Origin of the sequence: Sulfitobacter sp. R86518 (assembly GCF_042466275.1) — a bacterium.
GTDB classification, from domain to species: Bacteria; Pseudomonadota; Alphaproteobacteria; order Rhodobacterales; family Rhodobacteraceae; genus Sulfitobacter; species Sulfitobacter pontiacus.
Genome location: NZ_JAXHCA010000005.1, coordinates 2,467,620 through 2,489,619, shown reverse-complemented (window position 1 = coordinate 2,489,619; position 22,000 = coordinate 2,467,620). Strand labels below are relative to the sequence as shown.

The window sequence follows — 22,000 nt, the reverse complement described above, 5'->3', positions numbered from 1 at the left end:
TCGGGGCTTATAGGCAGGACAGGTATGAATACCGCCGACATTACGGCTGACGACCTTATCGCGCTTGTGCGCGCCTATAACCCTAAGACGAACGAAAATCAGATCAGGCTGGCCTATGAATATGGCCAGCAGATGCACGAGGGCCAGTTCCGCCATTCCGGAGAGCCCTATTTCACGCATCCGGTCTCTGTCGCGGCCATTTTGACCGAACAGCAGCTGGACGATGCGACCATCATCACCGCATTGCTGCACGACACGATCGAGGACACGAAAGCGTCCTATAGCAGCGTCGATGAAAAGTTCGGACATGATGTCGCTGAACTGGTCGATGGCGTGACCAAGCTGACCAACCTGCAACTGAATTCCAACGAGACAAAACAGGCCGAGAACTTTCGCAAGCTGTTCATGGCAATGTCGAAAGACCTGCGGGTCATTTTGGTTAAGTTGGCGGATCGGCTGCATAATATGCGCACGATCAAGTCGATGCGCCCTGACAAGCAAATCCAGAAAGCTCGTGAAACGATGGATATCTATGCGCCTCTTGCGGGGCGTATGGGCATGCAATGGATGCGCGAAGAGCTTGAGGATCTGGCCTTTCGCGTGCTCAACCCCGAAGGGCGACAGTCGATCATCCGGCGCTTTATCACCCTTCAGCGCGAGACGGGCGATGTCATCCAGCGAATCACCGGCGACATGCGGCACGAGCTTGAGAAAGCCGGGATCGAGGCCGAAGTCTTTGGGCGGGCGAAAAAACCGTATTCGATCTGGCGCAAGATGCAGGAAAAGCAGCAATCCTTTTCCCGTTTATCGGATATTTACGGTTTCCGCGTTATCACCACCTCGGAGGATGAATGTTATCGCGCGCTTGGCACTATCCATCGGCGCTGGCGGGCCGTGCCGGGCCGGTTCAAGGATTATATCAGTCAGCCCAAGACGAACGGTTACCGGTCGATCCATACCACCGTCTCTGGCCGTGACGGCAAACGGGTCGAGGTGCAGATCAGAACGCGGCAGATGCATGATGTCGCTGAATCCGGTGTGGCGGCGCATTGGTCCTATCGCGACGGTGTGCGGTCGCGGAACCCCTTTGCTGTTGATCCGGTCAAATGGGTCGCGCAACTGACAGAGCAGCTCGATTTAGAGGAGGATCACGAGGATTTCCTCGAGGCGGTCAAGCTTGAGATGTACGCCGATCAGGTGTTCTGCTTTACCCCCAAGGGCGAGGTGGTCAAGCTGCCGCGTGGGGCGACGCCGATTGATTTCGCCTATGCGATCCACACGCGAATCGGGTCTGCCTGCGTGGGTGCCAAGATCGACGGGATGCGCGTGCCTTTGTGGACGCGGGTGAAAAACGGCCAGTCGATCGAGATTATCACCGCCCAAGGTCAGACACCGCAGGCGACATGGCTGGATATCGCAACGACGGGCAAGGCCAAGACGGCGATCCGTCGGTCGCTGCGTGAACTGGATCGCGCGCGCTTTGTCAGCCTCGGGCGCGAACTTGCCCGCTCTGCCTTCGAGCAGATGAATAAATCGGCGACGGAGAAAGTGCTGCGCACCGCGGCGCGCAACCTGCGCCTCTCCAGCGCGGAGGAGCTTTTGGCGCAGCTTGGCTCTGCCGAACTGACGGGCCAAGAGGTGGTGCAGGCCGTCTATCCCAACCTGCGCCCCAAACCGGGCGAACATGTCGACCGCAAGCGCGCGGTGGTGGGGCTGGAAGCGGGGCAATCCTTTGACCGGTCGCCTTGTTGTCAGGCGCTGCCGGGGGAACGCATTGTCGGCATCACCTTCCGCGGGCAGGGCGTCAAAATCCACACCATCGATTGCGAGCGTCTGTCGCATTACGAGGACCAGCCCGAACGCTGGCTGGATCTGCGTTGGCACGACGGGCCACATCCCGCGATCTATGGGGCGACACTGGATCTGACCATCGGCAATGGGGCGGGCGTGCTGGGGCGGATTTGTACGCTCATCGGCCAATCCTCTGCCAATATCGCCGATCTGGAATTTTTGGACCGCAAGCCTGACTTTTACCGGTTGTTGATCTACGTAGAACTGCGAGACATTGCGCATCTGCATTCTTTGATCCCGATGTTGGAGGCCGAGAGCGAGGTGGCCGAGATCAGCCGATACCGGAACCCCGACTTGTTCAAGGCAGGTACCAAAGACGCATGATCCGCCCGGACTGCACTGACCCAAGGACGAACTGTTGATTTTCAAACGCCGCGATCCAAAGCCGACAGTGCGCGCGATGGCTGAATTCATGTGGCCTCGGGGTGGTTGGACGCGGGCGTTTCACTATGTCAAACACCGGATGCGCCGCTTGCCCGATACGCCCGAACGCATTGCGCGTGGCATCTGGGCCGGTGTTTTTACCACGTTTACGCCCTTCTACGGTATGCATTTTATCGTGGCGGCGCTGGTGTCGCGTGTCATGCGGGGCAATCTGCTGGCCGCATTGATGGGGACGTTTTTTGGCAACCCGCTGACCTATGTCCCGATCGGGTTGTCATCGCTGTCCATGGGGCACTGGATTCTCGGTTCCCACATGCGGACGGGGGAGCACCGGTCCTTCGGGGGCAAATTCTTTGACGCCGGTCACGACTTGTTGGCCAACTTTGTGGCGATCTTTACCAGCCGTGACATGGATTGGTCGGGGCTTGAGGTCTTCTGGCATCAGGTGTTCTATCCATATCTGATCGGGGGGATCGTGCCCGGCATGATCTGTGCCACGATCGCCTATTATCTGGCCGTGCCCTTGCTGCGGGCCTATCAAAAGCGGCGCAAGGGCGCGATCAAGGCCAAGTTCGATTTGTTGAAAAAGAAAGCCTCGGCCAAGGCAGAGGCGAAACGCAAGGCAGAGCAGGCGGCTCTGGAGGGGAAAGACCATGGCGGCACAAGGTAAGCTTCGGCTGGGCGTAAATATTGACCACGTGGCGACTGTGCGGAATGCGCGCGGCGGTGCCTATCCGGACCCGCTGCGCGCAGCCCGCGCCGCGCAAGAGGCAGGCGCTGATGGCATCACCGCGCACCTGCGCGAGGATCGACGCCACATTACCGATGCGGATATCGAAGGGCTGCAAGAGGTGTTGAACGTGCCGCTCAACTTCGAGATGGCCGCCACGGAAGAGATGCAGGCCATCGCCCTGCGCCACAAACCCCATGCCGTCTGCATCGTGCCGGAAAAGCGCGAAGAGCGGACAACCGAAGGCGGGCTTGAAGTCGCACGCGAGGAAAACCGGCTGGCGCATTTCATTGCTCCTCTGCGCGAAGCGGGCAGCCGCGTCAGCATCTTCATCGCCGCCGATCAGCGCCAGATCGAGGCGGCGAACCGCATCGGGGCAGAGGTGATCGAACTGCACACCGGTGCCTATTGCGACGCCTATGCCGAAGGGCATTGGGAAGAAGCACAAAAAGAGCTGCAAAAGCTCGAAGAGATGTCAAAATTCGCCCATAGTCTGGGGCTTGAGGTGCACGCGGGCCACGGCCTGACCTATGATACCGTCGGCCCCGTCGCAGCTTTCCCCGAGGTGCAAGAGCTGAACATCGGGCATTTCCTGATTGGCGAGGCGATCTTTCTAGGCCTCGGCCCCGCCATCGCCGAGATGCGCCGCCTTATGGATGACGCCCGCAAGGGCTGAGGGCGCGGCATGATTTTGGGAATCGGCACCGACCTCGCGAATATCGAACGGATTCAAGGCACGCTGGACCGCTTTGGCGACCGTTTCCGCAATCGTGTGTTCACCGAGGTCGAACAGCTAAAGGCCGAACGTCGCCGTGATGTCGCGGGCACCTACGCCAAACGCTGGGCCGCGAAAGAGGCATGTTCAAAGGCGCTTGGCACCGGTCTGCGCATGGGGATCGCTTGGCGCGACATGGCGGTGAGCAACCTGCGCACCGGCCAGCCCGTGATGGAGGTCACCGGCTGGGCGGCGGAGCGTTTGGCCAAGATGACACCCGACGGCCACGAGGCGATCATTCACGTCACGCTGACAGATGATCACCCTTGGGCACAGGCCTTTGTCGTCATCGAAGCCCGCCCCAAGGCAGGTATTCAGACCTAACGGCAGATCATAGCCCATTCGGTCGATGGATCGGGGGCAGGGTTGCTTGACTTGCGTCAATGGCACCCGCATGTAACGCTCGAACGCATGAACAGGAGCGCCAAAATGGCCGCCAAAGAGAAAACCGGCAACGCCTTTGTCGAAACCATCAAAACAATCGTCTATGCGCTGTTGATCGCAGGGGTCTTTCGGACCCTGTTTTTCCAGCCTTTCTGGATCCCTTCGGGGTCGATGAAGGAAACGTTGTTGATCGGGGATTTCCTGTTCGTGAACAAAATGGCCTACGGCTATTCCTACGCCTCCTGTCCCAGCGTGATGATGCCGCGGTTCGGCATTGAGGTCGACGCGAAAGACGTCTGCGGTGTGTTTGACGGCGACAACACGCGTTTGTTCGGGTCAGAGCCCGAGCGCGGCGATGTGGTGGTCTTCCGTCATCCCGTGTCTGGTCGCGATTACATCAAGCGTCTGATCGGCTTGCCGGGTGACAAGGTTCAGATCACCGACGGTGTGGTCAGCATCAATGGCACGGCGGTCGAATTGCGTGACGATGGTGTCTTCGAAGAGGTGATGGACCGTCAGGGCCCGCAGGGCATGCGTCCGCGTTGCGAGAACGGTGCCGTCGGCACCGGTGGTGTATGTGAAAAATCCCGTCAGATCGAAGTGCTCCCTAACGGGGTCGAACATGCGATCCTGAACATTGGCAATCAGGCGTCGGACAATACCGGTGTCTACACGGTGCCAGAAGGGCATTACTTTTTCATGGGTGACAACCGCGACAACTCTGCCGATAGCCGTCTGGCACAGCAGGCCGGTGGCGTCGGTTTCGTGCCGTATGAAAACCTGATCGGTCGCGCTGACCGGATCATGTTCAGCTCGGCCGGTCGGTCGATGTTGTTCTTCTGGACATGGCGCAGCGATCGTTTCTTTAAGGCGATCAAGTGAAGTTAAATGCTGATCTCCGGGCCTTTGAAGGCCGCATCGGGTACCACTTTGCCAAGCCGGAGCTGTTGAACCGCGCGGTGACCCATGCCTCTATGTCGTCGGCCAATCGTGACGACAACCAGCGGCTTGAGTTTCTGGGGGATCGCGTTCTGGGGCTGGTGATGGCCGAAGCGCTGCTGAAACTTGATCCGGCCGCAACCGAAGGGCAACTGGCCCCGCGGTTCAACGCATTGGTGCGCAAGGAAGCCTGCGCCGAGGTCGCGCGCGAGATCGACATGGGCGCGGTTCTGAAGCTTGGCCGGTCAGAGATGTTGTCTGGCGGCCGCCGCAAGCAGGCGTTGTTGGGGGACGCGATCGAGGCTATCATCGCGGCTGTCTATCTGGATGGCGGATTTGACGAGGCCAAAGCGTTGATCCTGCGATTGTGGGGTGACCGCGTGATGCAGGTCAAGCAAGACGCCCGCGACGCCAAGACCGCGCTGCAAGAATGGGCGCAAGCGCGCGGCTTGCCGCCCCCCGCCTATGTTCAGACCGACCGGCAGGGGCCAGACCACGCCCCGGTGTTTACCATCACCGCCCGGATTGAAAACGGGGCCAGCGCCGTCGCGTCCGCCCCATCGAAACGTCAGGCCGAACAGGCCGCTGCCAAGACGCTCTTGGCCCAATTGGAGAGACCCTCATGACCACGCGCGCCGGATTTATCGCCCTGATCGGCGAGCCCAACGCGGGCAAATCGACGTTGCTGAACCGCATGGTCGGCGCGAAAGTGTCGATCGTGACCCATAAGGTGCAGACCACACGCGCCCGTATTCGTGGGGTCGCGATGGAAGGGGAAAGCCAGCTTGTGTTCGTGGACACGCCCGGTCTGTTCCAGCCCCGTCGCCGTCTGGACCGCGCCATGGTCGCCGCGGCTTGGGGGGGCGCTGCCGATGCGGATGTTGTCATTCTGCTGATCGAGGCCAACCGCGGGATCACCGAAGGGGTCGAACGTATCCTGGAAGGGCTCGCTGACATCGGTCAGGGGCGCAAGGTCGCGCTTGCAATCAACAAGATCGACCGTGTCGAGGCACCGGTCCTGTTGGGGCTGAGCAAAGAGATGAACGACCGCTATGATTTTGCCGAAACATTCATGATTTCGGCCGAGCGGGGGCATGGTGTGGATACGTTGCGCCACTGGCTGGCGGGCGAATTGCCCGAGGGGCCGTGGCTCTATCCTGAAGATCAGATTGCCGATCTGCCTATGCGCATGATCGCCGCTGAAATGACCCGCGAGAAACTGACCCTGCGTCTGCATCAGGAGCTGCCCTATCAGCTGACGGTCGAGACGGAAAACTGGGAAGAGCGCAAAGACGGCTCTGCGCGGGTGGATCAGTTGATCTATGTGGTGCGCGACGGTCACAAGGGGATCGTGCTTGGCAGCAAGGGCGAGACGATCAAGGCGGTCAGCAAAGCCTCTCGCGAGGAGCTTGAAGAGTTTCTGGGGCGGAAAGTGCATCTGTTTTTGCAGGTCAAAGTGCGCCCGAACTGGCTGGACGAGGCGGAGCGCTACTCCGAGATGGGGCTGGAGTTCAAAGACGGCAATGTCTAGATCTGGTGCGGCCCGACCCTTCGGGGAGGATTTTACACCATTTGGAACGACGGGGCTGTCATGGCCCGGCTGACCGCGCGGTTCTGGGTCGATGCCTATCTGGCGCGGCTGCGGGTGTATGATATTCCTGCGTTCGTGGTCGCGCATGGGGATGACACCGGCGGCGCTGTTCTGGTGAAGCTTGCAACGCTCGACGGAAATGCACAGCTTTTTCAGAAAAGTTTCGATTTGATCAGTGGTGAGCGGACCTGGGTCGAAATGACAAGTGGACAGGAGCAGGAGGTTGATGCGTCGATCAGCCGACAGCGCAGTTTTGATCCGGACCTCTGGGTGATCGAGGTGGAAGACAGGCAGGGTCGGCATCTGCTGCATGAGGGCGGGCTGAGCTGATGGAATGGCGCGATCAAGGCATTTTGCTAAGCGCGCGCCGCCATGGTGAGACATCGGCCATCATCGAGGTGTTCACCCCCGAGCGCGGCCGCCACGCCGGGATCGTACGCGGCGGTACCAGTCGCAAGATCGCACCAATTCTCCAACCGGGTGCGCAGTTAGACATCGCATGGCGCGCGCGGCTTGAGGATCATATCGGCGCGTTTACTGTAGAGCCCGTACGCAGCCGTGCCGCATTGGCTATGCATGGTCGGCTTAGCCTTGCGGGGTTGAATGCTGTAACGGGGCTGCTTGCCTTTGCATTGCCCGAACGCGAAGCGCATCCGCCATTATATCGTCGAACTGAAGCGCTTCTGGATCTATTGGGGCAGGGGGACCTGTGGCCGTTGGCCTATCTTCAATGGGAAATCAGCCTGTTAGAGGAGCTTGGCTATGGGCTTGATCTGAGCGCCTGTGCGGTGACCGGACGGACCAGCGGGCTGGTCTTTGTATCTCCGAAAACGGGGCGTGCCGTGACCCGAGAAGGGGCGGGGGAGTGGGTTGATAAAATGCTGCCATTGTCGCCCGTTTTACGTGGGGAAGGGGATGCAAGCGATGCGGATATTGCGCTGGCGTTCAAAACCACGGGATATTTCCTAGAGCGGCATCTGGCGCGCGATCTAGGGGACAAGCCCCTACCCGAGGCGCGCGCGCGCTACGTCGAGGCATTTAGTCGACGGCGCGAAACACCATATTAAGGTTCTCGGTGTTAGACAGAATCATGACGTCATTCAGAATCTCGACGAGGGTGGCGTTGTTGAGCGCGTCGATAACAATGTTTTCTTGGCTGAGATCAGGACATGCCATTTTGGTGGAGGATATGAGCGTAAAAGAAAACCAGGGGTAGGGCAGCGTGTTCGTGCCGGACATCCGATTGCAGGGGCCTTGAACGGTAACCTGTTCTTTTTCTGGAAAGGACAGCTGTGTGTTTGCTGAGAACGGGACCCCGTTTAGTTCTTGCAAGCGCCATAGGCGATCGGCGGCCCCATACGCCCGCAGAGTTTCGTCCTGACTGCACTGCGTTGTCAGGGCTATGGCCAAAAAGAGGGAGGTCAGCTTGATCATGGGGTCCGGATAGGCAGCCCAACGATTTCACGCGTCAGGCTGCCTGAACTTCATCCGAGCAAACGGCGCGAGATGACCTGCGCCTGAATCTCTGCCGCGCCTTCGAAAATGTTGAGGATACGTGCGTCACATAGGACACGGCTAATTTTGTATTCGAGTGCAAAACCGTTGCCGCCATGGATCTGCAAGCCATTGTCAGCTGCCGCCCAAGCGACCCGTGCGCCGAGCAGTTTGGCCATGCCCGCTTCGACATCACAGCGCCGGCCTTCGTCTTTTTCAAACGCCGAGAAATAGGTGAGCTGGCGGGCGATCATGATTTCGACCGCCATCATCGCCAGTTTGGACGACACGCGAGGGAAGTTGATGAGAGACTTGCCGAACTGCTTGCGATCAATCGCGTATTGCATCGAAATGTCGAGCGCGGATTGCGCGACCCCGATGGCACGCGCGGCTGTCTGGATGCGCGCGCTTTCAAAGGTTTCCATCAACTGTTTGAAACCTTTGCCCTCTTCGCCACCCAGCAGGTTTTCACCTTTGACGTGGAAGCCGTCGAAACCGAGCTCGTATTCCTTCATGCCGCGATAGCCGAGCACTTCGATCTCGCCGCCCGTCATGCCTTCGGAAGGGAAAAGGTTCGCGTCGTCGCCCGGCGTTTTCTCGGCCAAGAACATCGACAGGCCCTTGTAGTTCGACGTCTGCGGATCCGTGCGCGCCAGCAGCGTCATCACATGGGTTCGGGCCGCGTGCGTAATCCAGGTTTTATTGCCAGTTATCTTATAATCGTCACCATCTTTCACCGCGCGCGTGCGCAATGAACCAAGGTCAGAGCCGGTGTTCGGTTCCGTGAAGACGGCTGTGGGCAAGGTCTCGGCGCTTGCGATCCGCGGGAGCCATTTTTCTTTTTGGGCGTCCGTCCCGCCGGCGATGATCAGTTCGGCCGCGATTTCAGACCGCGTGCCGAGCGAGCCCACGCCGATATAGCCGCGCGACAGCTCTTCCGAAACGACGCACATAGAGGCTTTGGACAGCCCAAAGCCTCCAAATTCTTCTGGGATCGTCAGACCAAAAACGCCCATTTCTGCCAATTCATTGATGACTTCAATCGGGATCAGCTCGTCCTTCAGGTGCCATTCGTGGGCAAATGGCTCCACTTTTTCAACAGCGTAACGACGGAACTGTTCGCGGATCATCTCCAGCTCTTCGTCAAGGCCAGTCCGCCCGACGGTGATGTTGGCGCTTTGCTCTTGCATGAGTTCGACAAGGCGCGTGCGTGCAGCCTGCGAATTGCCTCGTTGCTGCAGTGTCGTGATGCCGGCATTGGAAAACGCGTTCTGATCTTCGGTAGAGACGCCAAGATCATGCAGGCGCAGAATTTCCCCTTGGTTCATCTGAATGCCGCCGGAAATCTGGCACAGATATTCGCCGAATGCGATTTGATGGATCAGCTTTTCTGTTTCTGAAAACGTGCCATCTGCGTCGAGCTTCTCTGCCCATAGCTGCATCTGGTGAAGCGATTGAGCGTAGGTTGCAAGCCACGCAAGACCATGCGCGGCGGTTTGGTTTTCTTCGACCAGTGTATTCGACACTTTCCCGTCTTGAGAAACGGTCGCACGAACCGCGGATTTAGCGGCTTCTAAAAGGCGGTCTACCGGGGCCAGCGTCGATCTGGTGGTTGCGAGCAGGTCATCGATCACGATGTTCGCGCCAGAAATCACGTCTTGTCCATCATGTGCCATCTGTAAGCTCCCTTGTTTGGATAAGCACGGCATACCCTTTTCGCAGGTGCAGCACAATAAAGATACGTTTTGCTGCGTCAATTTGGTTTAAAATTACGTTGAGGATTTCGCGTGCGCTTCGCCGCAATCTTGATATGACGTGCGGTATGGACATGTTTTTCAGTTTATTGACGCCGTCAGAATGGGCGTTCGCCTTTGTAATTGGCCTTGTGGCGGGATTCATTAAGGGCGTCGTGGGGTTCGCGATGCCGCTGGTGCTAATCTCAGGGCTGACGATGTTCTTGTCGCCTGAGCTTGCCCTTGCCGGGCTGATCTTCCCGACTGTAATTACCAATATGTTTCAGGCACTGCGGCAGGGGGTGGCCGCGGCTTGGGACTCCATCAAAATGTTTAAGGTTTTTCTGATCGCGGGCGGCATAGCGCTTAGCTTGTCAGCGCAGACCGTGCGTTTTCTCGCCGCCGATACGATGCTGCTGGTGATCGGTATTCCGATCACATTGTTCGCGCTGTGGCAGGTGACGGGGCGTAGCTTCACCCTGTCGCACCGATCTACAAAACTAGAAGCGTTTATAGGTGCCTTCGCCGGGGCGGTCGGTGGCGTATCGGCCGTTTGGGGGCCGCCTACCGTCGCCTACCTGACCGCATTGGGCACGCCCAAGCACGACCAAATGCGGGTTCAGGGTGTCATCTACGGACTCGGCGCGGTGCTATTGTTGTTTTCGCACTTTGGATCTGGCGTGCTTCGCGCCGAAACCGTGCCCTTTTCTGCCGTCATGATCTTGCCGTCGCTCACCGGTATGTGGCTTGGCAGCAAAGTCATGGATAAGATTGACCAAGCGTCCTTTAAGAAAGCGACGCTGGTCATCCTATTGATTGCAGGCGCAAACTTGGTGCGCCGAGGCGTGTTTGGTTAAGGCTTAGCCCTGACGCGCGACCGTCAGCCCAGACACATCTTCGATAAACGTCACAATACGCGTTTTGAGCGCGTCATCGTTTATTGCGGCCAAGGCGCTGACAATCTCGATGCTCGGGTCGGCTTTGGGCGCATCATTCGTGTTGTCATGCAGACCTTCAAAGAAATACGCGGGCGTTACGTCTAAAATCTGGGATAGTTCAAACAGGCGGCTTGCCGCGACCCGGTTTGACCCGATTTCGTATTTCTGGATTTGCTGGAACGACAGATTTAACCGCTTGGCCACATCAGTTTGGGAAAGCCGACGCAGCGTACGGATCTGTTTAAGTTTTTTGCCGACGTGGATGTCCACTGGATGCGACATATTAATTACCTCCGGTTGTTGTTGAATTAGTCATCCCCAAATCACTCTTTCCGTTCAATTGGATAGATTTATTCAATTTGTGGTTACAAAGTGGCCAAGGGTGTATTATGAATAATGCTTTAATGTATGATTGATTTACCATTGGTGACGAATGAACACTGTCGACAGCCCAAAGCCAGTTGATTTTGACGCGGATCGAATTCCGCCGTTACTATATGAAATGGTTAGATCTTTTACCGTCCTCGCGGATACGTTGAACCTTAGTCAAGCTGTGCGCTTGTTGGGAAGTACGCGTCAGACGGTTCGGCGCCATATTGCCCAAATTGAGGAGTTCTTGGGGGCTCCTATGTTTGAGGTTGATGAGCGCCGGTACAAATTAACACAGCGTGGTGAAGAAGCTTTGCCAGAAGCGCGTGAGTTTCTCGCGCGGGGCAAGGTCTGGATCAAGGGCAACACGCGGAGCACGGGTGGGCTTTTACGGCTGTCCCACGAAACACCCAACGGATGGAATTTTTATCAGCAGCAACGGCCACTTACCCAGATTTGGGACGGTGAATCTGAAATGATCAAGGAGGCATTCTTGGCCTGGGTGCAGAGCGAGGGCCGGTTGGAACACGAGAATTTTCAACAAATTCGCCCCTATGTCCTAGTGTATCGCGACTCACCCAGTGGTTGGATTTGTATCGAAGTCGGACAAGAATCATTCTACACAAGTTGGTGGGGTTGGGAGAATGCGCGCAGCAGTATTGGCCGCCCTCTCGGTAATTTTCCGGGCGGTCCCGAGTTTGAGGCGATGCTGGATTTCCCCTTTCGGGAGGTTCAGGCGAATGGCGGGGTCCGCCTTGACGAGGTTGTAACGCAAATGCCGAGAAACACGGCAGGCGGCGAGCTTATCCCATTGGCCTATAAACGACTTTTGATGGCGAGCCGTTTCCCTGACGGAAGCTTTGCTTTGATATCCGCGGTAGATAGATCACGTCACGTCACCATCTCTGGGTTGGATCAAGATGCGATGGTGGGCATGCCCGAGGATGCGATCGTCGGCTTCTAGCCGGTTACCGAAAAATCGAAGAAAATTCCTGATAAATAAGCTACCCTTTGATCAGCTTGCATCAAAGGAGAGTTCAGTATGACGTTGTTGAGTTTTCACGACGGCGAACGGTTTATCGCCAGCAGTTCCGCACTTTTACATGAGGCCGGGATCGCATTAACGGTCGGTTATGATTTTGCTGCGTATAAGACGATATTGCAGGACGCGCGTCCGGATCACTTGCTAGGGCTGCCGTTTGACCCTGAAACGCACGACCTGAACGAAACCAATGCCTTTTGGATTGTCGGCCGAAATGCCAAAGGCGATGTTATGCATACGCAGGCAATGCGTATGCTGGATTTGAAAGGAGCCAAGCTAGCCGAGTATCTTCGTCGGTCATTTGTCGAGTTTCCGCCGCCCGGCGTTGACATCGATTTTCTCCGATCACGGTATCGCGCGGGGCCGGGTGCGCAGCGCATCGCTGGCGACGTGTGCTATCATGGGGAGTTCTGGGTGGGCACAACGCCGCGAGAGTTCAGAAACGCAGGTCTATCTTCTGTGCTGGGGCGCTATGCATTCTGGCAGGCGATGCAGCATTGGGATCCTGACCATGTCATCGCGTTTATGACCAACTCGGTCGTGTATAAGGGCTTTCCAGCGCGGCATGGCTACATGCATACGGAGCCAGGCACGTTGCGGTGGTTCATCAACGGAATGGATGCGCCGGTCGAGGGGTTCATGGCCTATATGGGGCGCGATGATTTGCGCTTTATTTTGGATATGCCGCTCTCGGACCGAGCTTCGAAAGCAGCATAGTCTGCGCATGGAAAAAGAGCCGCGCTATAGCGCGGCTCCGGTAAGCTTTAGCCGATGGCGGCCGCTTTCACGTCGTCATCAATATAAGGGAGGTATTGTTCGAAGTTTTCTGCAAACATCTTTACCAGCTTGTCAGCCTGACGATCGTAGGATTCAGGGTTGTCCCATGTCCGGCGTGGATCCAGCAGGATGTCAGCAACACCCGTAACCGCCACGGGAACATCAAAGCCGAAGTTTGGATCTTTGCGGTACTCTACGCCCGCGAGCGCCCCTTCCAATGCTGCGGTCAGCAGCGCGCGCGTTGCTTTGATCGGCATGCGGCTGCCTGTGCCATAAGCACCCCCAGTCCAGCCAGTGTTTACCAGCCAGCAGGTTGCGCCATGCGCCGCGATCTTCTCGCGGAGAAGGTTCCCGTAGACTTCGGGGCGACGCGGCATGAAGGGCGCACCAAAGCAGGTCGAGAATGTAGGCTCGGGTTCAGTCACGCCACGTTCGGTACCGGCAACCTTGGAGGTGAAGCCAGACAGGAAGTGGTACATGGCCTGCGCCGGGGTCAAACGCGCGATAGGGGGAAGGACACCGAACGCATCACAGGTTAGCATGATGATATTCTTGGGGTGCCCACCCGTCGCTTTCGCCGAGGCGTTAGAAATGTAGTGAAGCGGGTAAGCGCAACGCATATTGGCGGTGAGGCTGTCATCGTCGAAATCAAGCTCTTTGGTGTCTTCATCAAAGATCATGTTCTCGATCACGGTGCCGAATTTTTCGGTAGTCGCGTAAATCTCGGGCTCTGCCTCGCGGCTGAGGTTGATCGTCTTGGCGTAGCAGCCACCTTCGAAGTTAAAGGTCCCGTTATCCGACCAGCCGTGTTCATCGTCACCAATCAATGTGCGGCCCGGATCGGCGGATAGCGTGGTCTTTCCTGTACCTGACAGACCGAAGAATACAGCGGTATCAACGGGATTGCCGGTAGCATGGTTGGCCGAGCAGTGCATCGGCATGATCCCTTTTTCCGGCAACAGGTAGTTCAACAGGGTGAATACAGATTTCTTGTTCTCACCTGCGTATTCTGTTCCGCCGATCAAGATCATCTTTTTGTCGAAGTTCATCGCAATGACGGTTTCCGAGCGGCAGTCGTGTTTGGCTGGATCAGCCGAAAAGCTCGGGCAGTTGATCACGGTGAAGTCCGCGATGAAATCATCCAGCGCGTCGCGCTCGGGGCGGCGCAGCATGTGGCGAATGAACAGACCGTGCCAAGCCAGCTCGGTCACCATACGAACGTTGATGGCGTGTTTCGGATCGGCCCCACCGACCAGATCCTGGACGAAGTAATCACGCCCCTGCATGTGCGCCAACATGTCCTTGTGAAGCGCATCAAAGCCTTCAGGCGACATCTCGGCGTTGTTTTCCCACCAGATTTTATCGGCAACGCTGTCGGTTTTTACGACATGTTTATCCTTGGGGGAGCGTCCGGTGAATTTGCCCGTCGTCACAAGAAACGCGCCGCCCTTGCCTAACGTGCCCTCTTCCCGTTTCAGCGCGGCTTCGACCAACGCGGGTTCGATCATGTTGTAATAGACATCACCAAGCCCGCTTATGCCTTGGTCTTCGAGGCGGAATTGCGGATTTACGCGGCCTAACGTCATGTGATGTCTCCTGTAGCTGCACCGAGAAAAGGTGCCAATTCTTGCACAAATGGCTCGACCCAAGGGGTCGTGTCCGCCTCTTAGCACGTTGATTTACAGTATGAACAGGTAGGTTAGTCGCAGTTAGCGCCACCATGTAACTGTTTGCGGAAACTGTCGTTAATTGAACGTAAAGTGCTATGGGATAACGTGGCGTCTGCACCCCATATGTGCGGCAATTTAGCCATTCATTAGCAAATTGTGGCGTGATTATGGCCAAGATGAGGAGCGATTCGCAGTTTCCGATTGATTCGGCCGCGTAAATTGATGATCAATGAAAGAAAAAATATTATGGCAGTTGAGCAGCATATAAAAGGAACAGGCAATGTCTAAAATTGCATTGGTGGATGACGACAGGAATATCCTGACGTCGGTTTCAATGACGTTGGAAGCCGAAGGTTTCGAAGTCGAGACATATAATGACGGGCAAGCCGCGTTGGATGCGTTCAACAAAAAACTGCCCGACATGGCGGTGTTGGACATCAAGATGCCTCGCATGGATGGCATGGATTTGCTGCAAAGGCTTCGCCAGAAAACCGCGATGCCCGTGATCTTTCTGACATCCAAAGATGACGAGATTGATGAGGTGCTCGGCCTGCGGATGGGGGCTGACGACTACGTGAAAAAACCCTTTAGTCAGCGGCTTTTGGTTGAACGTATCCGTGCGCTGTTGCGCCGTCAGGATGCGGTGGAAACCAATGAGGTCGGCGACACCGAAGAAACCAAAGTGATCGAACGTGGTGATTTGCGCATGGATCCGTTGCGCCATGCAGTCAGCTGGAAGGGTAAGGACGTATCCCTGACGGTGACAGAATTCCTGCTGCTGCAAGCGCTTGCACAGCGCCCCGGCTTTGTGAAGTCGCGTGACCAGTTGATGGACGTGGCATATGATGATCAAGTGTACGTCGACGACCGTACAATCGATAGTCATATCAAACGGTTGCGCAAAAAAATGCGGACTGCGGATGACGAATTTTCCGCGATCGAAACACTCTATGGCATCGGCTACAGATACAACGAAGAGTGACCTGAGCCATGGCCATTGTCGAAAGGAATTTTGTGCGAGACATGACCACACCTTATCGGGACGGTGATGTTGTATTGGGCGACGATTGGGTCGCTCCGGACAAAACCGCGACAGATGAATTGCGCAGCAAACGCGCGCGGCGGGGGCTCTTCTCTCTGCGTGCGTCGCCGCTGACGCGCAAGATCATCACATTTAACTTGATTGCGTTGAATGTTTTGGCCGCCGGTATTCTTTATCTTAACTCTTCTCGCGATAGCCTGGCCGTGCAGCGTGGTGCGTCACTGGTTTCGGAAGCTGAACTGATCGCTGACGTTTTTGAGGCGCAGTTGGCAACGGCGGGTGCGCCTGACAGCCTGAGCGACGCGATGGATGTGGATGCAAGCCTTGGCCGGCTTGATTTGCGCAGCGGGATCGAGGTGTTTGTATTCGATTCTACCGAAAGCCTTGTTGCGCAGAACGCGGGTGCTGCCGCGCGAAATAACGTCGGTGCCGAAGATGACACGGCGCTGATTTCCGATGGGTTGAGCTGGCTTTGGGGGCTGCTCTCCCGACCCTTCGAAAGCGCCGCCACGGCAGATCCTGCTCCGTTGGCGGAACAGTTGCAGCCGTTGGTCTCGGGTGCATTGGTAGGCGGGACCAAGGTGCGGAACGATCTTGTCGGCACTGGCGGCACGCTTTTCTCCGTTGCTACGCCGATCGTGCAGAACGGATTGCCCGTCGGGGTTGTCGCCGTCACCTCGGCTGCGGGTGAAATTGACAAACTGGTTCGCGGCGAACGGGAGAGGGTGCTCCAGATGTTCGTGATCGCGACGCTGGTTTCGATCGGGTTGAGCCTCGTGCTGGCCTCGACCATCGCAAATCCGTTGTCCGATCTTGCTGCCGCGGCAGAGCTTGGGCGTGATAAAGATGCGCGTAAGATGAACCCGGGCCGCATTCGGATCCCTGATTTGACGGCGCGTCCTGATGAAATAGGGCGCTTGTCGGGCGCACTGCGCGGGATGGTTTCCGCATTATACAACCGCATCGACGGAAACGAACAGTTTGCCGCCGATGTCGCGCATGAGATCAAGAACCCGCTTGCTTCGCTCCGTTCTGCGGTAGGCACGCTGCGCCTGATCAAGCGTGAGGACCAGCGCGAGAAACTGCTGGATGTCATCGACCATGACGTTCGCCGGTTGGATCGTTTGGTGAGTGATATTTCGAATGCGTCCCGTCTGGACAGCGAATTGGTTAAGGAAGAGGAAGAGCCGTTTGATCTGCTGATGATGATCAGCAATCTGGGTCAGTATCTTGGCGAAGATGCGCGCAAACGTGGCATCGATTTTATCACCGATCTGCCCGAACAGCCGATCATCGTGCACGGGTTGGAAGCACGCTTGGCACAGGTTTTTGTGAATCTGATCAGCAATGCCGTCTCGTTCTGCGAAGACGGCGATGCCATTCGGGTCTGGGCACGTAAACGTGAAAATCGCGTTCTTGTGGTCGTCGAAGACACGGGGCCCGGCATTCCAGAGCAAGCTCTGTCGAAGATCTTTAAACGTTTTTATTCGCAGCGCCCGGAAGAGCATTTTGGCAATAACTCCGGCCTCGGGCTGGCGATCTCGAAGCAGATTGTCGAAGCGCATGGCGGCGTGATCTGGGCAGAAAATATCCGGCCCACGGATGCCGATATCTCCTCGGATCCCCTTGGCGCGCGCTTTGTAGTCGGCCTGCCCACCTGAACCGGCCATGACCAAAAGCACGATCCACGCCACCACCGTCGCGATTGATGGGCGTGGCGTGATGATCAGGGGGGGCTCGGGTAAAGGCAAGTCCGCGCTGGCGCTGCAGATGATTGCGATGGGGGCCGAGCTGGTTGCCGATGATCGCACGGATTTGATCGTTCAGGATGCCCAGATTATCGCGCATCCACCCGCCGCGATCAAAGGGTTGATCGAGGCGCGCGGCGTCGGCTTGCTGACCTTGAAACATCGCAGTGCGATACCGATCTTTCTTATCGTAGACCTTGACCAAGATGAGCCCGACCGCCTTCCCGAAATCACATACCAAAACGTTATGGGCATCCAAATCCGATGCCTGAAACGATGCGACGGGCCTCATTTTGCTGCCTCTGTTTACTTGATGGCAAAGATGATGAAATACACAGCAGATGACTGATGATGTAACACCCAACCGGCGTATGGTGCTGGTGACCGGCCCCGCGGGGGCAGGGCGATCTTCAACGCTCAATGTGTTGGAGGATGCAGGCTTTGAAGCGATCGACAATATTCCCATGCGGATGCTGCGCGCTTTGCTCGAAGCCCCGGGTCAACTGCGTCCGATGGCTCTTGGTGTCGATTTGCGGAACCGCGATTTTTCGACCGATCGCGTGATCGAACTGATGTCGGACATGCGGTCTCGTCCCGATGTAGATATTGAATTGCTATATTTGGATTGTGCGACCAACGTCCTGCTTCGGCGCTTCTCCGAAACACGCCGGCGTCACCCCATGGCGGCCACCGCTACGCCTGTCGAGGGGATAGTGCGCGAGAAAGAGCTGCTTGAACCGGTGCTGGCGCTGGCGGATGTCCTGATCGACACGTCCGAGCTGAATGTGCACCAGTTGCGTGCGGAAGTGGAGCGCTGGTTCGCGCTTGATGGGGAGCATCACCTCAGCGTATCCGTACAGTCTTTCTCGTATAAGCGCGGCTTGCCCCGCAGCGCGGATATGGTGTTTGACTGCCGGTTTTTGCGCAATCCCTATTGGGAACCCTCGCTGCGTGGTATGAACGGCACACAAAAAGAGGTCGCCGATTACGTGCATGCCGACCCGCTGTTCGAAAGCTTTGCCGCACAGGTAAACTCTCTGTGTCAATTGATCCTGCCAGCATGCAAGACTGAAGGTAAATCGCATATCTCTCTTGCGTTTGGCTGCACAGGGGGGCAACACCGTTCCGTAACTTTGGCCGAACATCTGGCGTTCAAACTTTCGAACGACGGCTGGCAGGTGTCCATCAGACACCGCGAACTGGATCGTAGTAAACGGGAAGAGACATCGCGTTGATTGGTATTGTGATTGTTGCACACGGCGGATTGGCCAAAGAGTATTTGGCTGCGATCGAACATGTTGTTGGGTCGCAAAACGGCGTGCGCGCTATTGCGATCCATGCAGACCATGATCGTACCGAAAAGCAGCGGGAAATCTGCGAGGCTGCCGATGCCGTGGATACGGGCAATGGTGTTGTCGTCGTAACGGACCTTTTCGGTGGGTCTCCGTCGAACCTCAGCTTGCTTGCATGCCGTCCCGAAAACCGTCGGATCCTTTACGGCGCAAACCTTCCCATGTTGATCAAGCTGGCAAAGTCACGTGATCTGGAAGTGCCCGAGGCGGTGCGCGCGGCCCTGGCGGCCGGCAGAAAATATATTGATAGCCAGAATGTTAGTGCGGAATAGCAAGGCCCCTATTGTATGACCCAAGTTTCATTGACAATCGTAAACGAAAAAGGCCTGCATGCCCGCGCCTCCGCCAAGCTGGTTGAGGTCGTCGAGGCTTTTGATGCGCGCGCTGAAGTCAGTAAGGACGGGATGTCCGCCTCTGGTGATAGCATTATGGGGTTGCTGATGCTCGCGGCGTCCAAAGGGTGTACGATTGATGTACAGACCTCCGGCCCGGATCAGGACGCATTGGCCGATGCGTTGACAGCCTTGGTGGCTGACAAGTTCGGCGAAGGCCAGTAACGGCGGTGTTTGCAATGCGGCCGGTGGTCACTGTGATGCGTAAAGGGTTAACCACATGACGGAGAATGCGCCAACCGGCCCTGCGCCCCTGCTGAACGATGGCAGCGGCGAACCGGTGACCTTCACGAAGTATGACCGTCGAAGCCTGTCTTATGCATCCACGTTTGATCATCCTGTCAAATCGGGGATCATCAGCGCAATCGAACTTTTCACCGGCAAGCTCAAGGTTCTGCGCCTGATCCGACAGTTCGAGAAACAGGGCGCGCCCACAGGGCAGGGCTTTTGGCGCGCGGCACTTGATACGATGGGTATCGACCTGACGACCCCGCAGGAACAGCTGGATCGAATTCCGAAAACGGGTCCAGTGGTCGTTGTTGCGAACCACCCGCACGGGATGGTCGATGGCATGATTTTCGCCGATCTGATCGGACGGGTACGCCCTGATTATCGGATCCTGACGCGCTCTTTGTTGACCTCTATCGATGAGGTCGCGGGCAGCTATATGATCCCCGTGCCGTTTCCCCATGACCCTGATGCGCAGCGCAAAGGTGTCGAAATGCGCGCCAAAGCGATGGCGCACCTCAAGGATGGCGGTGTTGTCGCGCTGTTCCCATCAGGGGTCGTAGCGGCTTCGGATACCATGTTCGGCCCTGCCATAGAGGCGGAGTGGAACGTTTTCACCGCGAAAATGATCCGGCGCTCGGGCGCGCAAGTGGTGCCGATGCGCTTTCCAGGGCAAAATAGCAGAGCCTATCAAATTGCGAATAAAATCTCGCCAATCTTGCGGCAGGGGCTTCTGCTCCACGAGATTGTGCATGCATGCGACAAGCCGCAGGGCCCGATCGTAGGCGCGCCGCTTTCGCCAGAGCAGATGGCCGCTCATGCGGACGACCCGCGCGGTTTCATGGCGTGGCTACGGGCGCATACACTTGCGCTTAAAGACTAACGCTATCTTCCAAATGGGATAAATCCCGGGGGCGCGGGGGCTGGCCCCCGCTGCTCGCCGCAGTTTTATCGCGTGGGAACAGGCACATCGCCGCGGTAGTCATAGAAACCCCGCTGAGATTTCCGCCCCAGCCAGCCCGCTTCAACGTATTTTGTCAGCAGCGGGCAGGGACGATATTTCGTATCGGCCAGCCCGTCATGCAACACGTTCATAATCGCCAGGCAGGTGTCTAGACCGATGAAATCTGCAAGCTCCAGCGGCCCCATCGGGTGGTTGGCCCCCAGCTTGAGTGAACTATCGATAAATTCGACAGAGCCCACACCTTCATAGAGTGTATAGACAGCCTCGTTGATCATCGGCATCAAGATACGATTTACGATAAATGCTGGGAAGTCTTCGGCAGAGGCCGCAGTTTTGCCCAGTTTATCAACAACGCCGCGGCAGGCTTCGAAGGTTTCCTTGTCCGTCGCAATCCCGCGGATCAGCTCCACCAGCTGCATCACGGGCACCGGGTTCATGAAGTGGAACCCCATAAACTTTTCAGGGCGATCGGTTCGGCTGGCGAGCCTTGTAATCGAAATCGACGACGTGTTCGACGTCAGGATTGTGGTCGGTTTGAGGTGGGGGATCAGATCTTCAAAAATCGCTTGCTTGACGGTCTCGCGTTCAGTCGCCGCCTCGATCACCAGATCGCTTTGGCCCAACTCTGCAAGTGTTTGGGTTGTCACGATTCTTTTGAGCGTCGCGTCACGGTCTGCTTCGGTTACCTTACCGCGGCCAACCTGACGGTCGAGGTTGCCGGTAATTGTATCAACCGCCTTTTGCAGTGCTTCAGCGCTTACATCGTTCAACAGCACGTCGTAGCCCGCCAAAGCCATAACATGGGCGATGCCGTTGCCCATTTGGCCTGCGCCAACGATGCCGATTGTCTGGATATCCATGCGCTGTCCCCTTTTGTTTCGCCGCAGCATAAAGCGGGCGGGGTAGCAGCCGCAAGGGTCGGAATTCACGACAGCTTTTCTCAAATCCGAACATTAAGGAAATCGAAAATACTTAGGGCGATTCTGCGTCCGTAAAGCGGTGGAACAGGGTGAATGGTATGGGCGCTACGGATGATGGCAGGCGGCGGTTGGACTACGCGTTGTGCCGCTATGGTACGTCGAAACTACTGTTTCGCGGACCTCTACGTAAAACTTCCGCGCCCTATGTGGTTTTTGTTGGCGGCACCCAGACGCTTGGCCGCTACGTCGAAACTCCGTTCCCTACGTTGGTAGAACTGTCTAGCGGGGTGCCTTGCATCAATTTCGGGTTACAAAATGCGGGTCTGGATGTGTTTCTACATGATGCCGAAGTCATGAAAATTGCCGCCGGGGGGCATGTGACCGTGGTGCAAGTGTTGGGCGCACACAACATGTCGAATCGTTACTACTCAGTGCACCCGCGTCGAAACGACAGATTTATCGCACCGTCGAAACTACTTTGCTCCATCTACCCCGAGGTTGATTTTGCGGAGTTTCATTTCACACGCCACCTATTGGAAGCGCTCAAGCAAGTCTCGCCCACTCGGTTCGCAATGGTGGTGCATGAGCTTCAACAGGCTTGGATCGCACGGATGACGCTGCTGCTTGGCCGGATGACGGGGCCATGCGTGCTGCTTCACCTTAGTCCCGAAAAGCCC

24 protein-coding genes and 1 pseudogene are annotated in these 22,000 nt (G+C 56.9%); 20 read left to right on the top strand and 5 right to left on the bottom strand.

Going from position 1 to position 22,000, the window contains the following annotated elements; translation table 11 throughout:
* Positions 1 to 24: 24 nt before the first annotated feature.
* The 9 genes from SJY36_RS13285 (at position 25) to recO (ending at position 7,721) form a co-directional block, all read left to right on the top strand.
* A complete protein-coding gene (locus SJY36_RS13285) occupies positions 25 to 2,175 on the top strand; it encodes a RelA/SpoT family protein (protein ID WP_386175725.1) in 2,151 nt (716 codons plus the stop codon).
* A 34-nt stretch (positions 2,176 to 2,209) separates the two neighbouring features.
* Positions 2,210 to 2,905, top strand: a complete 696-nt coding sequence (locus SJY36_RS13280) for a DUF2062 domain-containing protein (protein WP_005849937.1) — start codon at positions 2,210 to 2,212, stop codon at positions 2,903 to 2,905.
* Positions 2,889 to 3,641: a pyridoxine 5'-phosphate synthase gene (locus SJY36_RS13275; protein ID WP_386175722.1), complete on the top strand. Its 753-nt coding sequence runs from the start codon at positions 2,889 to 2,891 to the stop codon at positions 3,639 to 3,641. Before SJY36_RS13280 ends, SJY36_RS13275 begins: the two co-directional genes overlap by 17 nt.
* Positions 3,642 to 3,650: 9 nt before the next feature.
* Positions 3,651 to 4,064, top strand: coding sequence for a holo-ACP synthase (gene acpS / locus SJY36_RS13270; RefSeq protein WP_005849935.1), 414 nt, complete (start codon positions 3,651 to 3,653; stop codon positions 4,062 to 4,064).
* Between the two features lie 105 nt (positions 4,065 to 4,169).
* Positions 4,170 to 5,006, top strand: a complete 837-nt coding sequence (lepB, locus tag SJY36_RS13265) for a signal peptidase I (RefSeq protein WP_386175719.1) — start codon at positions 4,170 to 4,172, stop codon at positions 5,004 to 5,006.
* Positions 5,003 to 5,689, top strand: a complete 687-nt coding sequence (rnc, locus tag SJY36_RS13260) for a ribonuclease III (RefSeq protein ID WP_005849933.1) — start codon at positions 5,003 to 5,005, stop codon at positions 5,687 to 5,689. Before lepB ends, rnc begins: the two co-directional genes overlap by 4 nt.
* A complete protein-coding gene (gene era, locus SJY36_RS13255) occupies positions 5,686 to 6,594 on the top strand; it encodes a GTPase Era (protein ID WP_005849932.1) in 909 nt (302 codons plus the stop codon). The genes rnc and era overlap by 4 nt, the downstream gene beginning before the upstream one ends.
* Positions 6,595 to 6,654: 60 nt before the next feature.
* A complete protein-coding gene (locus SJY36_RS13250) occupies positions 6,655 to 6,984 on the top strand; it encodes a DUF1491 family protein (RefSeq protein ID WP_341205164.1) in 330 nt (109 codons plus the stop codon).
* On the top strand, positions 6,984 to 7,721 hold the full coding sequence (gene recO, locus SJY36_RS13245; protein WP_386175715.1) for a DNA repair protein RecO: 738 nt from the start codon (positions 6,984 to 6,986) through the stop codon (positions 7,719 to 7,721). Before SJY36_RS13250 ends, recO begins: the two co-directional genes overlap by 1 nt.
* On the opposite strand, the gene SJY36_RS13240 is transcribed toward recO, so the two are convergent.
* Together SJY36_RS13240 and SJY36_RS13235 are read right to left on the bottom strand one after the other, a co-directional pair.
* The gene (locus SJY36_RS13240) at positions 7,693 to 8,088 is read right to left on the bottom strand and encodes an META domain-containing protein (RefSeq protein ID WP_386175712.1); all 396 of its coding nucleotides are present in this window, start codon (positions 8,086 to 8,088) and stop codon (positions 7,693 to 7,695) included. The genes recO and SJY36_RS13240 overlap by 29 nt on opposite strands.
* A gap of 50 nt (positions 8,089 to 8,138) precedes the next feature.
* On the bottom strand, positions 8,139 to 9,824 hold the full coding sequence (locus SJY36_RS13235; protein WP_386176503.1) for an acyl-CoA dehydrogenase family protein: 1,686 nt from the start codon (positions 9,822 to 9,824) through the stop codon (positions 8,139 to 8,141).
* A 146-nt stretch (positions 9,825 to 9,970) separates the two neighbouring features.
* Between SJY36_RS13235 and SJY36_RS13230 the strand changes: the two genes are divergently transcribed.
* Positions 9,971 to 10,738, top strand: a complete 768-nt coding sequence (locus tag SJY36_RS13230; RefSeq protein ID WP_386175709.1) for a sulfite exporter TauE/SafE family protein — start codon at positions 9,971 to 9,973, stop codon at positions 10,736 to 10,738.
* A gap of 3 nt (positions 10,739 to 10,741) precedes the next feature.
* Here SJY36_RS13230 and SJY36_RS13225 read toward each other — a convergent pair whose 3' ends face one another.
* A complete protein-coding gene (locus SJY36_RS13225; RefSeq protein ID WP_005849925.1) occupies positions 10,742 to 11,101 on the bottom strand; it encodes a helix-turn-helix domain-containing protein in 360 nt (119 codons plus the stop codon).
* 151 nt (positions 11,102 to 11,252) lie between these two features.
* On the opposite strand from SJY36_RS13225, the gene SJY36_RS13220 reads away from it, so the two are divergent.
* The gene (locus SJY36_RS13220; RefSeq protein ID WP_317938599.1) at positions 11,253 to 12,152 is read left to right on the top strand and encodes a LysR family transcriptional regulator; all 900 of its coding nucleotides are present in this window, start codon (positions 11,253 to 11,255) and stop codon (positions 12,150 to 12,152) included.
* Positions 12,153 to 12,230: 78 nt separating this feature from the next.
* Positions 12,231 to 12,947 carry a hypothetical protein gene (locus tag SJY36_RS13215; protein WP_386175706.1) on the top strand — a complete coding sequence of 239 codons (717 nt, stop codon included), beginning with the start codon at positions 12,231 to 12,233 and terminating at the stop codon, positions 12,945 to 12,947.
* A 47-nt stretch (positions 12,948 to 12,994) separates the two neighbouring features.
* On the opposite strand, the gene SJY36_RS13210 is transcribed toward SJY36_RS13215, so the two are convergent.
* Positions 12,995 to 14,593 carry a phosphoenolpyruvate carboxykinase gene (locus SJY36_RS13210; RefSeq protein WP_340248245.1) on the bottom strand — a complete coding sequence of 533 codons (1,599 nt, stop codon included), beginning with the start codon at positions 14,591 to 14,593 and terminating at the stop codon, positions 12,995 to 12,997.
* A 364-nt stretch (positions 14,594 to 14,957) separates the two neighbouring features.
* On the opposite strand from SJY36_RS13210, the gene SJY36_RS13205 reads away from it, so the two are divergent.
* Genes SJY36_RS13205 through SJY36_RS13175 form a run of 7 tightly spaced genes read left to right on the top strand, consistent with a single transcriptional unit; the run spans position 14,958 to position 20,322 of the window.
* Positions 14,958 to 15,659: a response regulator transcription factor gene (locus SJY36_RS13205; RefSeq protein ID WP_005849917.1), complete on the top strand. Its 702-nt coding sequence runs from the start codon at positions 14,958 to 14,960 to the stop codon at positions 15,657 to 15,659.
* A gap of 41 nt (positions 15,660 to 15,700) precedes the next feature.
* A complete protein-coding gene (locus tag SJY36_RS13200; RefSeq protein WP_304950889.1) occupies positions 15,701 to 17,380 on the top strand; it encodes a sensor histidine kinase in 1,680 nt (559 codons plus the stop codon).
* 7 nt (positions 17,381 to 17,387) lie between these two features.
* Positions 17,388 to 17,816 carry an HPr kinase/phosphorylase gene (locus tag SJY36_RS13195; RefSeq protein ID WP_386175702.1) on the top strand — a complete coding sequence of 143 codons (429 nt, stop codon included), beginning with the start codon at positions 17,388 to 17,390 and terminating at the stop codon, positions 17,814 to 17,816.
* Complete coding sequence (gene rapZ, locus SJY36_RS13190) at positions 17,809 to 18,702, top strand: RNase adapter RapZ (RefSeq protein WP_009825323.1); 894 nt, start codon at positions 17,809 to 17,811, stop codon at positions 18,700 to 18,702. Before SJY36_RS13195 ends, rapZ begins: the two co-directional genes overlap by 8 nt.
* Positions 18,699 to 19,091, top strand: a complete 393-nt coding sequence (locus SJY36_RS13185; RefSeq protein ID WP_005849910.1) for a PTS sugar transporter subunit IIA — start codon at positions 18,699 to 18,701, stop codon at positions 19,089 to 19,091. Before rapZ ends, SJY36_RS13185 begins: the two co-directional genes overlap by 4 nt.
* Before the next feature lie 15 nt (positions 19,092 to 19,106).
* The gene (locus SJY36_RS13180) at positions 19,107 to 19,376 is read left to right on the top strand and encodes an HPr family phosphocarrier protein (protein ID WP_386175699.1); all 270 of its coding nucleotides are present in this window, start codon (positions 19,107 to 19,109) and stop codon (positions 19,374 to 19,376) included.
* 55 nt (positions 19,377 to 19,431) lie between these two features.
* The gene (locus SJY36_RS13175; protein ID WP_005849907.1) at positions 19,432 to 20,322 is read left to right on the top strand and encodes a lysophospholipid acyltransferase family protein; all 891 of its coding nucleotides are present in this window, start codon (positions 19,432 to 19,434) and stop codon (positions 20,320 to 20,322) included.
* A gap of 65 nt (positions 20,323 to 20,387) precedes the next feature.
* Here the strand turns inward: SJY36_RS13175 and SJY36_RS13170 are convergent, their stop codons facing one another.
* A complete protein-coding gene (locus SJY36_RS13170) occupies positions 20,388 to 21,263 on the bottom strand; it encodes a 3-hydroxybutyryl-CoA dehydrogenase (RefSeq protein ID WP_386175696.1) in 876 nt (291 codons plus the stop codon).
* Positions 21,264 to 21,421: 158 nt separating this feature from the next.
* Here SJY36_RS13170 and SJY36_RS13165 point away from each other — a divergent pair.
* Positions 21,422 to 21,976, top strand: a pseudogene (locus tag SJY36_RS13165) (DUF6473 family protein); the annotation flags it as partial.
* Between the last annotated feature and the right edge of the window lie 24 nt (positions 21,977 to 22,000).

Bases quoted from the DNA above. Each gene is read 5' to 3' on its own strand.
- SJY36_RS13210 (WP_340248245.1), bottom strand. From the start codon at position 14,593: ATGACGTTAGGCCGCGTAAATCCGCAATTCCGCCTCGAAGACCAAGGC.
- acpS (WP_005849935.1), top strand. From the start codon at position 3,651: ATGATTTTGGGAATCGGCACCGACCTCGCGAATATCGAACGGATTCAA.
- SJY36_RS13175 (WP_005849907.1), top strand. From the start codon at position 19,432: ATGACGGAGAATGCGCCAACCGGCCCTGCGCCCCTGCTGAACGATGGC.
- era (WP_005849932.1), top strand. From the start codon at position 5,686: ATGACCACGCGCGCCGGATTTATCGCCCTGATCGGCGAGCCCAACGCG.
- SJY36_RS13215 (WP_386175706.1), top strand. From the start codon at position 12,231: ATGACGTTGTTGAGTTTTCACGACGGCGAACGGTTTATCGCCAGCAGT.
- lepB (WP_386175719.1), top strand. From the start codon at position 4,170: ATGGCCGCCAAAGAGAAAACCGGCAACGCCTTTGTCGAAACCATCAAA.
- SJY36_RS13230 (WP_386175709.1), top strand. From the start codon at position 9,971: ATGGACATGTTTTTCAGTTTATTGACGCCGTCAGAATGGGCGTTCGCC.
- SJY36_RS13240 (WP_386175712.1), bottom strand. From the start codon at position 8,088: ATGATCAAGCTGACCTCCCTCTTTTTGGCCATAGCCCTGACAACGCAG.
- SJY36_RS13235 (WP_386176503.1), bottom strand. From the start codon at position 9,824: ATGGCACATGATGGACAAGACGTGATTTCTGGCGCGAACATCGTGATC.
- SJY36_RS13180 (WP_386175699.1), top strand. From the start codon at position 19,107: ATGACCCAAGTTTCATTGACAATCGTAAACGAAAAAGGCCTGCATGCC.
- SJY36_RS13285 (WP_386175725.1), top strand. From the start codon at position 25: ATGAATACCGCCGACATTACGGCTGACGACCTTATCGCGCTTGTGCGC.
- SJY36_RS13225 (WP_005849925.1), bottom strand. From the start codon at position 11,101: ATGTCGCATCCAGTGGACATCCACGTCGGCAAAAAACTTAAACAGATC.
- SJY36_RS13205 (WP_005849917.1), top strand. From the start codon at position 14,958: ATGTCTAAAATTGCATTGGTGGATGACGACAGGAATATCCTGACGTCG.
- SJY36_RS13200 (WP_304950889.1), top strand. From the start codon at position 15,701: ATGACCACACCTTATCGGGACGGTGATGTTGTATTGGGCGACGATTGG.
- SJY36_RS13220 (WP_317938599.1), top strand. From the start codon at position 11,253: ATGAACACTGTCGACAGCCCAAAGCCAGTTGATTTTGACGCGGATCGA.
- SJY36_RS13275 (WP_386175722.1), top strand. From the start codon at position 2,889: ATGGCGGCACAAGGTAAGCTTCGGCTGGGCGTAAATATTGACCACGTG.
- SJY36_RS13195 (WP_386175702.1), top strand. From the start codon at position 17,388: ATGACCAAAAGCACGATCCACGCCACCACCGTCGCGATTGATGGGCGT.
- SJY36_RS13250 (WP_341205164.1), top strand. From the start codon at position 6,655: ATGGCCCGGCTGACCGCGCGGTTCTGGGTCGATGCCTATCTGGCGCGG.
- rapZ (WP_009825323.1), top strand. From the start codon at position 17,809: ATGACTGATGATGTAACACCCAACCGGCGTATGGTGCTGGTGACCGGC.
- SJY36_RS13170 (WP_386175696.1), bottom strand. From the start codon at position 21,263: ATGGATATCCAGACAATCGGCATCGTTGGCGCAGGCCAAATGGGCAAC.
- recO (WP_386175715.1), top strand. From the start codon at position 6,984: ATGGAATGGCGCGATCAAGGCATTTTGCTAAGCGCGCGCCGCCATGGT.